Annotated in this window: 12 protein-coding genes; 9 read left to right on the forward strand and 3 right to left on the reverse strand. The window is 59.4% G+C overall.

All coding sequences use genetic code 11. The features are described from left to right. Positions 1 to 167: 167 nt before the first annotated feature. A complete protein-coding gene (locus F8R15_RS17805) occupies positions 168 to 1,373 on the reverse strand; it encodes a DUF4365 domain-containing protein (RefSeq protein WP_152845477.1) in 1,206 nt (401 codons plus the stop codon). A 560-nt stretch (positions 1,374 to 1,933) separates the two neighbouring features. Here F8R15_RS17805 and F8R15_RS17810 point away from each other — a divergent pair. The 9 genes from F8R15_RS17810 (at position 1,934) to F8R15_RS17850 (ending at position 10,134) form a co-directional block, all read left to right on the forward strand. Beyond that, positions 1,934 to 2,191 (forward strand): hypothetical protein, encoded by a 258-nt coding sequence (locus tag F8R15_RS17810; protein ID WP_152845478.1) that lies wholly within the window; start codon positions 1,934 to 1,936, stop codon positions 2,189 to 2,191. Beyond that, positions 2,191 to 3,600, forward strand: coding sequence for a His-Xaa-Ser system radical SAM maturase HxsB (hxsB, locus tag F8R15_RS17815; RefSeq protein ID WP_152845479.1), 1,410 nt, complete (start codon positions 2,191 to 2,193; stop codon positions 3,598 to 3,600). Before F8R15_RS17810 ends, hxsB begins: the two co-directional genes overlap by 1 nt. After that, complete coding sequence (gene hxsC / locus F8R15_RS17820) at positions 3,597 to 4,676, forward strand: His-Xaa-Ser system radical SAM maturase HxsC (protein ID WP_152845480.1); 1,080 nt, start codon at positions 3,597 to 3,599, stop codon at positions 4,674 to 4,676. Before hxsB ends, hxsC begins: the two co-directional genes overlap by 4 nt. Then, positions 4,673 to 5,209, forward strand: a complete 537-nt coding sequence (gene hxsA / locus F8R15_RS17825; protein ID WP_152845481.1) for a His-Xaa-Ser repeat protein HxsA — start codon at positions 4,673 to 4,675, stop codon at positions 5,207 to 5,209. The genes hxsC and hxsA overlap by 4 nt, the downstream gene beginning before the upstream one ends. Next, complete coding sequence (locus F8R15_RS17830) at positions 5,184 to 5,582, forward strand: TIGR03982 family His-Xaa-Ser system protein (protein ID WP_253732734.1); 399 nt, start codon at positions 5,184 to 5,186, stop codon at positions 5,580 to 5,582. Before hxsA ends, F8R15_RS17830 begins: the two co-directional genes overlap by 26 nt. Beyond that, a complete protein-coding gene (locus tag F8R15_RS17835; RefSeq protein WP_216644147.1) occupies positions 5,566 to 6,792 on the forward strand; it encodes a His-Xaa-Ser system-associated MauG-like protein in 1,227 nt (408 codons plus the stop codon). The genes F8R15_RS17830 and F8R15_RS17835 overlap by 17 nt, the downstream gene beginning before the upstream one ends. Beyond that, positions 6,789 to 8,363 (forward strand): cytochrome c peroxidase, encoded by a 1,575-nt coding sequence (locus tag F8R15_RS17840; protein WP_172976251.1) that lies wholly within the window; start codon positions 6,789 to 6,791, stop codon positions 8,361 to 8,363. The genes F8R15_RS17835 and F8R15_RS17840 overlap by 4 nt, the downstream gene beginning before the upstream one ends. Positions 8,364 to 8,672: 309 nt before the next feature. After that, entirely contained in the window at positions 8,673 to 9,680 is a 1,008-nt protein-coding gene (locus F8R15_RS22120; RefSeq protein WP_368731093.1) for an SH3 domain-containing protein, read from the forward strand. A 190-nt stretch (positions 9,681 to 9,870) separates the two neighbouring features. Continuing rightward, a complete protein-coding gene (locus F8R15_RS17850; protein WP_152845485.1) occupies positions 9,871 to 10,134 on the forward strand; it encodes a helix-turn-helix transcriptional regulator in 264 nt (87 codons plus the stop codon). 194 nt (positions 10,135 to 10,328) lie between these two features. Here F8R15_RS17850 and F8R15_RS17855 read toward each other — a convergent pair whose 3' ends face one another. Together F8R15_RS17855 and F8R15_RS17860 are read right to left on the reverse strand one after the other, a co-directional pair. Beyond that, positions 10,329 to 10,670: a hypothetical protein gene (locus F8R15_RS17855; RefSeq protein WP_152845486.1), complete on the reverse strand. Its 342-nt coding sequence runs from the start codon at positions 10,668 to 10,670 to the stop codon at positions 10,329 to 10,331. Next, the coding region (locus F8R15_RS17860) for a transposase domain-containing protein (protein ID WP_152845386.1) at positions 10,646 to 10,763 on the reverse strand (118 nt) is incomplete at its 5' end. The genes F8R15_RS17860 and F8R15_RS17855, both read right to left, overlap by 25 nt.

Consider the following 10,763-nt stretch of genomic DNA (forward strand, 5'->3'; position numbering starts at 1 on the left):
CGCAGGAAAGGCTTGCCGCGACGCCGCATGGCCGCTTCGAGCCCTAACTGACCGTGTTGTTCTTGGGAGACCTCGCACTCGCAGCGCGGAGGCGTCCGTCGCATCCGGCCCGGAGCTGCCTGAATAGAACACGTCAACATCGCGTCCTTCAACCAACGTCCGCTGCCCTATCTCACGTCTCGGCGTAGGAATGAGATATCAGCGTCGAGGCGATCCAGTTTATCGCGATAGCTACTCATGAGTGATCGCACCTGCGAAGGGCGACGCGACATTCTTTGAGCCCAAATCAACCCCGCATTTCCCACTGTAGCGAGTAGCTCTTGGATTGCCTGATTTAGCCGCTGGCATTCGTTAGGAGCTGCGAAGCTGTCGTCCCACATACTTTCAAACTCTTCGGCAAGTACGGCGAAACCTGTTGCGTGTGGGCTCTGGTCGCCGCGCTCAAGCAATGAGTCCAGGCCTTGCTGTACGTCGGGCAGCTGAGCAAGCAACTTATCGACGTGTTTCAGGAAGTCGGCTTTCGAAGCGCGTCTTTCGTCGATAAACTTTGATAGCTCCGTATTGCCTTTCCAATCGATCACAAGCCCGCTACCGTCTTGTTCTCCTTCATACGCGTGCGGTCTGGAAGATGCTTCCAAGCTTGGTGAAATCCACTGAAATCGGCATATCCATGATGCCGATTCACGGTCAACGTCTCGCAGATATACAAAGCCCCACACTACATCGATGGGTCGTCCACCAAGCACCCTCTCCGAGAGCTCATCACGATGATACTGGCTTGATTGGCCGTCCTTCAGCGCCGCTCGAACGATTGCACCAAGCAAGGGTTTGCTAACTGGCTTACTTCCGGGATGAACGACAATATCTAAGCTAACCCGTCTGGCATTTGCATGGCTTTGATCTTGTTCGGCGTGAATTGAATAGTCACTTGCTGCTACAATTGGTGAAGCTATTGAAGCGAGATCAAGTGAACTGTCTGTGCCTATGGTCTTATTCTTGGATACAAGAATTTTCCATCCGTTAGCTGTTCGAACACACGTCTCCTCGGTCGCGATTTCATAGTAGCAAGCACGCTTATCTATATCGCAAAGCACCAAGATGACCGGGAGTGAATGATTGATCCAAAGGTCCCTGTGCCGGTCAGACACATAGTGCCAAAATCCGTTCTCATCCTCTTTGGAAAAGTAGCTGGGACCGGCCTTGATTTGAGCGGCGATCAAGCGTCCTGTTGCTTTCGTGCGATCCTTGACTTCGATTTGGGCATCAATGCCGGAATCGGAAATCGACTGCTCACGAAAGATATGCCCTGCCTCAAGCACCCTCTGATCCAAGATGTTCACGCCAAGGCGGTTTGTCTGCTCGGTATCTGACATCGTTACCTCGTAGCACTATGATGGGCCGAGCCCCAAGCTTGAACTTTGCTATAGTCCTGACAACTGGTTTTTCCGATCACGCTCAGTGATTGTAATGGCCGCAATAGGCTGGGAAGCGGTCTGTCCTTGCGGAGAGGTGAACGCCCGCTCAGTCCCGCGTTGCTGCCGTCAAAGCTGATTGCAGCGAACAGCCAGAAATCCTCCGTTACAAAATCAACTCAGATGCCCCAGGTGCTGACGGGGGACAGGATCGAATCCGGCTTGTCGCACGGAGCCAAGTGGGTGTTCAGTCGAGCAAGCGTCGCCCTTCCTTTCTTCTAACGTTATCCGCCTGCGCCTTGAAATCGGATTGCGTAATCCAGCGGGGAATCCTGCATTGGGCGAACTGAGCATAAACGCCGGAAAAGAGCGGGTGTCGTTGAGCCACCCGCTACGAAAACTTCTCCCCATGTGCGTTTCTTGGGAGTCATAGGCTTGATTTTTGCCGGATTTCGCGCCCAATGAAGGCTATGCCACTTTTTTGACCGCCGATTATATTAGTAGTTTTCGAGACCGCCAACATGTCCGTGAGCCCCATTCTCGATATCGCGATCGATCCAGAATTTGATCTTTGCATCCCTGCGGCTCTTTTGCGCCTTGGGTATATTTATCCGGAGCTCGGCTTTTCCGGGTCAGACAAGGGTATCTCAGTGCACGGTGCGTCTGAGTGCGATCCCGCTCAGATCGAGCGCGAGGTGACCTACCAGATTTATCGCGAGAAGATCTTCCGGCAGACGTTGCCGATGCGGCAGAAACTCTACGCGATGCTGGCAGGGTGATGCAGGTCTGGCCGCTTCGGTTTCGCGATCTCGACGATCGCCGGACGATCCTCTCGGATGACTCCGGCGCCTATTTCCTGGCCAAGAGTGAGTTCGTTGGGCGCTATGCGCGCGACGCGTTGAGCCCGTCGGACGAACGCTTCCTACTGGAGAAGGGCCACGCATTCGAGCGGGCGGGCGATCTCGCCCATACCGGATTTCTGGCGCGGTGGTCGCGGCGCCAATATATCGGGGGCGGGTCGGCCTATATCATCCTGATTCCTACGCTGCGCTGCGACCTCAAATGTTCCTATTGCCAAGTCTCGCGCGCGCCGCTTGCGTCGCAAGGTTTCGACTGGGATGCGGAGACACTTCAAAAGGTGCTGGGCTTTCTTGACGACCTGCCAGTCGAGGAAATCCAGATCGAGTTCCAGGGCGGGGAACCGTTCCTGAGGCTCGATCTTCTGGAGGCCGTCGCCGCCTTCGCGCGCCGGCGCTTCCGCCGTGTTCGTTTCGTGGTCTGCAGCAACCTTCAAACCCTTAATGAGGGCATCCTCGCGTTTCTGGATAGCGAGGACGTGCTGATCAGCACCTCACTTGACGGACCTCACCAGGTCCATACCCGGAATCGGACAGGAGATACCGCGCTGACGGAAGTTTTCCTCAGCAACCTCAAACAGGTGATCGGCCGGATCGGTCCCGGCCGGATCTCCGCCTTGCCGACCATCGACATCGAAGAGCCGCCCAATCCGGAAGACCTGATCGCGGCCTATGAGGCTTTCGGTTTCACTTCGCTCTACCTGCGCCCGGTCAATTACCAAGGCTTCGCCCGCAAGAGCCATCCCGAGGCCCGGACTTCGGCCGCCTGGAATGACTATTACCGAGGCTTTATCGAGGCGCTGATTGCGCGAAACGCGCGGACGGGCCGGGTGATGGAGGAGTTCTACATGGCCCATTGCCTGCGGCGCATCCTGGCGCCCGGGATGGACAGCCACACCGATCTACGCAATCCCAACATCCCGAGCGGCGCGAATGCCGTTATTGATTTCGACGGGCAAATCTATCCCAGCGACGAGGCGCGCATGCTGGCACGCATCCGGCAGGTCGACCTCGCCATCGGCAACGTAAGCGACGGTCTGGACCAGGAAAAACTGACCCTGCTGGCGCCGGGCCACATCAACAATTTCGATCCAGATTGCATCCACTGCCCTTATCAGCCCTTCTGCGGTACCGATCCGATCGATGATCTCTCGCGCAGCGGCCGGATCGATGTGCCGCGCCATGAGAGCTGGTTCTGCCAGCGCCACCTCGCCGTCTTCGATCTCGCGATGGAGCTCCTTTATAGAACCGACCCGGAGGTCGAATTCAGCCTGTCGCGCTGGCTCGGGCTCGAGAGTATTCCCGAGGCGCTGAGGCCCGTCGCGCCATGATCCAGCTTCGTCTCAAATCGGAGTGCGACCGGGGCCTCGCGCCATTTGTGACCCGCATCGCGGAAGGGGAGCCCCAATGCGAGGAAGATGCCACCCTCACGTTGTCGGAGGCGGGAGGCCTGAGCTACCGGACCGGCTTGGCCACGTTCCGACTTCGGGATGTCGCGCCCGCGGAGATCGCGGGCGATGTGCTGCTGATCGATCCGCGCCGCCAGATCGCCCATCGTCTCATCCGGGCGGCCTCGCCGCACAACACGTTTCTCATCACCGAGCAATGCGACCAACTCTGCCTGATGTGCTCCCAGCCGCCAAAACCTCAGCATCAGGACATGTTCGCTCACTTCCTCGCGGCCGCCCGACTGGCGCCGCCCGGCGCGCAGATCGGCCTTTCCGGCGGTGAGCCGCTCCTGCACAAGGACGCCCTCTTTGCCTTCATCGACGCAGTATTCGCCTCCCGTGACGATCTCAGCTTTCACATTCTGACCAATGGTCAGTATTTCGAGCGCGACGATTTGGCATGGTTGCGGAAGCACCGAACGCGTCTGCTATGGGGCGTGCCGATTTATTCCGACGACCCGGCGACACATGACGAGATCGTCGGCAAGTCCGGTGCCTTTGCACAGCTGGCCCCGAATCTCGCATTGCTCGGTCTCGCGGGTGCCGCGCTCGAACTGCGGACCGTGGTTCTGGCGCAAAATGCTCTTTGTCTGCCGCGCCTTGCAGATTTCATCACGCGGCATCTGCCATTCGCCGCGACCTGGGCAATCATGCAGATGGAGCGCATCGGCTATGGCCGGATGAACTGGACGCGATGCTTTTTTGACAGCAGCATCGACTTCGCCAGTCTCGGTGCGGCCATCGACTTGATGCGCGCGCGACGCCAAGGCGTCACGCTCTACAATTTCCCGCTTTGCACAGTGCCGCGAGCCTATCGGGATCTCGCGGCACGATCGATTTCGGACTGGAAACAGAAATATCTTCCGGCCTGCCGCGCCTGCAGTCTACGCGCCAGCTGCGCCGGGTTTTTCGAGTGGTATCGGGAGGAGGACGGCTTCATGGAGATACGGCCGCAATGAAGAAGATCGGAAAATTCGCCATCACGCTCGCGGCCGCGGGCTACGCGCCGCAAGGGGCCCAGGCCATCGCCCCGCCCCGGTCGGATCGTCATGACGACCCATCGGCCTCGCTCTTCCAGCTTCTCCGGGGCGAGCACACCTACACTCTGGCTGGGCACCGGTCACATTCGAGTCACGGCTCGCATGGATCACACGGTAGCCATCGCTCCTCCTCCGGTGGGGGATATTCGAGCGGCGGCAGTACCTATAGTCCGTCTAAACCCTTGAGCAACAGCACCCCGCCCTCTTATGTCATGCCGCGCGCGCCGCAGGCCCCGAAGACGCTGCCCGGAAACAGCGCGACTTTCAATGAGATCGTCAAGCGAGTGCAGACGGCACTCTATACCTATGGCTACTACACCGGGGCCATCGACGGGATCGTTGGCACCGGCACCAGGACCGCGCTCAGCAAGTTTCAGAAGGACTGGAACCTGAAGATCACCGGCACCATCACTCCCGAGGTCCTCGATGCGCTCAATATCGTTGCGAAGTAATTGGGTCCGGTATGCCTTGGTGCTGGCCTGTGGCGTGATCATCGGCCAGATGATTCCGCCACTCTGGGTCTGGGGTGTGATCATCGCCGCCGAGCCGGCTTACCAAGAAGCAACCTATCGCTGCGACCGCTCAATGCGTGCGCATCTGCTGGCTAAACAGAAGCTGGAGGCCGACCCCTCTGCCGAGACCGTGCGGGCCCTCGAAGCGAGCGAGGTCGCCCTAATTGACTGCCAGGATTACGACCTAATGCGAAAGCGGTTGATGCTCATCGGGCTCGACGAGGCGGCGCTTGGCTACATGGCGCTCAAGGCGATCGAGGCTAAGGCGACAGATTTGCAAGATGTGATCGAGATCCATGAAATCCGCTACTAAGTTCTTCGCTGCTATCGCACTGATCTGCTCCGCCCCAGCCATGGCCGAGACCATGCGCGAGGCCGTCTTGCGCAAGGCGGCGCTTGAGAACGGATTGCGTCCAGTCGAAGAGTCCTGGCCGGAGTTCGAACCGAAAAAGGCGGAGGTCGGCAAGTTGCTCTTTGAGAGCGAGTTGCTCTCGCTCACCCGCAACGTCTCCTGCCGCAACTGCCATCTCGAGGAGTTTGGCTCCGCGGACGGTCTGCCGCTCGGCCATGGGGCTGGTGGCGTCGGCAAAGGCGTCGAGCGAATGAAGAGCCCGGCCGGCGTTCTCTCGCGCAACACTCTCGCCCTCTGGGGGCGGGGCGGCGTGGGCTTCGACGTCTTCTTTTGGGATGGGAGGGTCGATGCCAGCTCCGGCGACGTCCAAAGCCAGTTCGGCACCATGGCACCTTCCGACGACCCGCTGGTCGTGACCGTCCATCTGCCGCCGGTGGAATTCCGCGAGATGATCGGGGAGAGCGATGCGACCGAATGGCTACGCCAGGGCGACGTTGGCGCTGCGGCGCGGGTTCATACGGAGATCGCTCGCCGCATCCGCGAAACGCCGGAAGTCGCCGAGCCTCTGGCGGGCGCATCCGGGCTCGAGGTCGGGGATCTCACCTACCTGCAGATTGCCCAGGCCATTTCCGCGTTCATTCGCTCCGAGTTCCGGCTGCGGGAGACGAGGTTCCATCGCTTCGTATTCGAAGATGAGCCTCTGACCGATCGAGAACTGGCCGGGGGACTCCTATTCTACGGGCGCGGGCAATGCGCCGCCTGTCATACGGGCACCTATTTCTCCGACCTTGAATTCCACGCGATCCCCTTCGGGCAGTTCGGTTTCGGCTTCAACGGTTTCGGCATCGACTACGGCCGCTACAATTTCACACAAGACCCCCAGGACCGGTACGCCTTCCGAACGCCGCCACTCTACAATGTTGCAAAGACCGCGCCGTATTCCCATTCCGGGGTCGAGCCGGATCTTGCCGCGGCTATTCGGGCGCATGTCGATCCTTTGGCAGAGATCGATACCAGCAGCCTTTCGGCGCTCGACCGGGCTGAGGTTTACCAAAAGATCGCGCGCTGGTCGCTGGAGCCGAGCTACGCGGTCGAGCTCAGCGACTCGGAGATCGCGGAGCTCGTCGCCTTCCTCGCGGCGCTGGAGTTCGATCCGGAGCCCGCGCGGTGAAGCGGGTGCGCCGGCGCGGCCTGCTCGACCTCCTCACCCGGATCGCCGTCATCGGGCTCGGTCTCTCCCTGCCGGCCTGGTTCTACCTTGCTGAGCTACGTCCGCGGATCGAGCTTCACCGACTGGAAAAGAACGTCCGTACCCTCGCCGCCGCCTGCGACCAAGCCCTGCGCACCGCAGAGACCGCGGAGGAGACACACGACCAACTGGACGCGGCGCAGGCTTTGCGATTGGACCAGTCCCTCGAAATCGGCCGGTTGCCGTGCAAGAGCTACACTGCGCTCACCGAGAAGCTTTTGTCGGACGGGGTATCGCGGCATGCGCTCGCGGCCCTCAATCTTTCCGCGACTTCGGACCCCGCTTATCCAGACCTGCGGGCGGCGCAGAGCGATGCTGACCATCTCGATGCACAACTGCGCGTAGCGTCCCGGCTCTTCGACCTCGCGCCACTGCCCCTGAAAGAAGACCTGCGCGATGCGAAGTTCCGACTCGGCGAACGGCTATTTTTTGATCCGCTTCTGAGTGGACAAGGAGAGCGGACTTGCGCCACCTGCCACGTCTTGGCCTCAGCGACTGCAGACGGGGCTGCATTGGAGACACGACTTGACGTGTCACCGAATTGGTTGCCCGACGTTCCTGCGCGCAATGTGCCAGATCTCTGGAACCGTGACCACAACGATGTCTCCACGATGCTCTGGGACGGCCGACTTCAGGCCGTGGCTGCCGCCGATCAGGGTGGACTGGTGCAGCCCGAAGGTCTGTCGACGACTGGGTTTGAGAATCTCATGGCGCTGCAATCGGTGCGGCCGATCGTTATCCCGGCGGAAATGCTTGGCGAGCCCGGCGCCGGCAATGTTCTTGCTCCCGAGGCACGCCGCAGGCCAGCCCCCGAGGCGGTGCTGGCCCGCCTCGCGTCGCGTCTCTATGAGGGCGATGAGCGCGGTGAGGAAGCGGGAACCTATCGGAGTCTGTTTCGCAAGAGTTACGGGGTCGGGACGGCCGACGAGGTTCGTCCGGCCCATCTCGGCAATGCGCTCGCACATTACATCGAGATCGCCTTCCAGTCCCGCGACACACCTTGGGATCGCTATCTCGCCGGAGACCTTTCCGCCCTCTCGGTGGATCAGAAGCGTGGGGCGCTCGTATTTTATGGCATCGGCCGGTGCGCGGTCTGCCACGCGGGCGATGTCTTCAGCGATTTCGGGTTTCATTCCGTCGGCGTGCCCGAGATCCGGGAGGAGAAGGACTTGGGCCGTTTCTATGCCACCGGCATGGCGGATGATCGGTTTCTTTTTCGGACGCCGCCCTTGCGGAACGTGACGCTCACCGCGCCTTATTTCCACAACGGCCAAGCCGACACGCTCGTAGTTGCGATCCGGCAGCATCTCGATCCCTATCGCTTCGCGCGCGCCTATGCCGAGGGTGGGGAGCATCTGATGGCGCCCACGGAAATCGACGCTATATCGCCGATTCTGGCGTCAGGTTCGCTCATCACCGAGGAGCAGGTCGGACTGCTGGTCGCCTTTCTGGAGGCGCTGGAGGGTCGCCGTGCCGGGTCCCTTGCCCGCTAATCAGCAAAGTTGGGCCGGACTCTAATCGATGGTGGAGGAAAAAATCCTGTGGCAGTTCACACGTAAGATCGTGACGCTACGATGATGTGGTCACCGTTCGGTAGCCTTCGCGTTGTTCCCTGATCGCCGCTGGGAGCCATTCTTCTTGCACCTTCGCAAGAGATCGCATTCCTTTGAACATCAGGAAAACAGAAGTTCTTGGGGACGATGCCTTTCTCTGCGGAGCGTACCGAACTTATCAAAAGGCGCTTAGACGAGCGCTTAGAGGCTCGAACGCTGAATGAGTGGGAGCGTTCGTTCCTTGCGGATATGCAGGCGCGATTTCGGCGATACGGAGGACGGACGAAACTGAGCGAACGCCAGTATCGAAAACTCTATGCGCTGCTGGACCTTCCCAAAGAACAAGAACTGCCTGATGGCGACATATCAGAAGCTTCTCGAGCTACACGCTCTGAACCAAAGCGGCGCCATTCCAGAGCATCAAACTCACGCCGTCAAAGCTATTCGCGCTCCAGGCGCCCCGCCTCGCCCCTTAGGGTCATCTATGGCCCGCGAAGAGCAATTCGGCGAGTAGAGCGCCAGCTGGGCCTCCCTGCCTTACTTGTTATCGGTTTCATTGCACTGTTCGGGGGGATCTTCTCGCGGGATACAGACAACACTTCTCCTGCCCACCAACCGTCTCAGTCGCTGAGCTCAGAAACAGGGAGTGAGGTTCTGTTCGTGACTGGCAGAAGCGTCAATCAGAGATCTGGCCCCGGCACAGAAAATCAAATTATGGGGGCTTTGAGCCAAGGCACATCGGTCAAGAAGATCAGCTCACAAGCAGGCTGGACACAGATTAGATCCTCGCTGGGGACCGGTTGGATGGCTACGAGTTACCTATCTTCTCACAATCCATCCGCTGGCAGCCCTCAGGCTCCCACCAAAGGCCGCTTGATCGCTGCAAGTGACGTACGGGTCATCGACGGTGATACGGTGGCTATTCGCGGCGAGCGTGCCAACGTTCGCCTTGTTGGCTTCAATACACCAGAGGTCGGTTCCGCGGCCTGCAACGCCGAATATGCTTTAGGCCAGCGCGCAACCTCCAGACTCAGAGAAGTCATTCGAGGCGCGAAAAGGATAGATTTTCAACGTGTGGCCTGCGCTTGCCGCCCAGGCACAGAAGGGACACGAGCCTGCAACTATGGCCGCGAGTGCGGCTCTCTTTGGGTTGACGGGAGAGACGTAGGTAGCCTCTTGATCTCTGAAGGTCTTGCCGTGCGCTACATTTGCGGTCGAACCCGTTGTCCGCCTCGTCCCGGAAATTGGTGCCGATAGGTTGCAGAGCGTGGGTGGTCAGCACGTAACTGGGAACTGTCGCCATACTGTTAGGACATAGAGTTTAGCCGTTGCCAGCGCGTTCACAGCGATCAGCGAGGCTATGGAATGAGCCAAGGAAAGTTTAACATCAGCTTAGACTGAAGCAGCCGGGCTCCCAGAAAACCTCAAACCGTGCTATAAGAATCCGATGAAACGCTTTCGAGACAAAATGCTTGAAGCGCGCCCCGAGATCGCGGAGCGCGAGATCGAATTTCGCGCAAAAATCGATCTCGCCATGCAACTGCGGGCGCTGCGCGACGCCGCGAACTTGACTCAAGATCAGATCGCCGTCCGGTCGGGTTTGTCTCTCAAGACCGTTGAAGCGTGCGAAGCACTCGCCGGTAAGATGCCGGAGCCAGCCGACGTCGCTTTGTATCGAGCGGCAATTCAGATGCGCCCATCAGCAGGCTGAAGCGCGATTTCGTTCCATAATGCGTTGATTGCGCCGGGGACTTCTATCGGTGCCCGAGCCCAACTTTGCAGACGAAGGTGCGTCTCTTGAAGGATGACTTGGCGAGCATTCCTCTACCACCTTGAAACCGATCAGTCCCGGAAAGCCACCTTTAAACCAGATTCCCGCCCGCAGTTCGGCCAAGTCTCCCGACATCAACCCAAAGATGTATTGAGAGATTTCAAATGAATGCAGACGAGGGCGCTGAACCTGCGCGCCAAATTCGAAAACGCGGATACCAAAAGAAGGTTAGCCTGATTTCTGGTACCAAGATGCGCGATGTGAACCAGGCTGAAAGCATGCTGGAAGGCACGATCGCAGCCGCCGCGGAGGTCGACCCGAGGGTCACCAAGATCGAGTTCCAGCCGCTGACCTTCGATCTCAACACCGGTCGCGCCTATGCATCTAAAAAGAAGATGTTCGAGACGTTGAGCGAACAGGGCGTAAGCGGCGGCTGCATCCCACCCCAGGTTCAGCTTGACGACTTGAAGGTCCACGGGAGAAGTTCATCAATGCGGCCTTGCGGATGGCCGGCGGCGATGGCTTCGAGGGTGGCCTTGAGATAGGCGAAGGGCTCGACGCCGTTGATC

The organism is Thioclava sp. JE_KL1, from assembly GCF_009296265.1.
In the GTDB taxonomy this organism is placed as follows: Bacteria; Pseudomonadota; Alphaproteobacteria; order Rhodobacterales; family Rhodobacteraceae; genus Thioclava.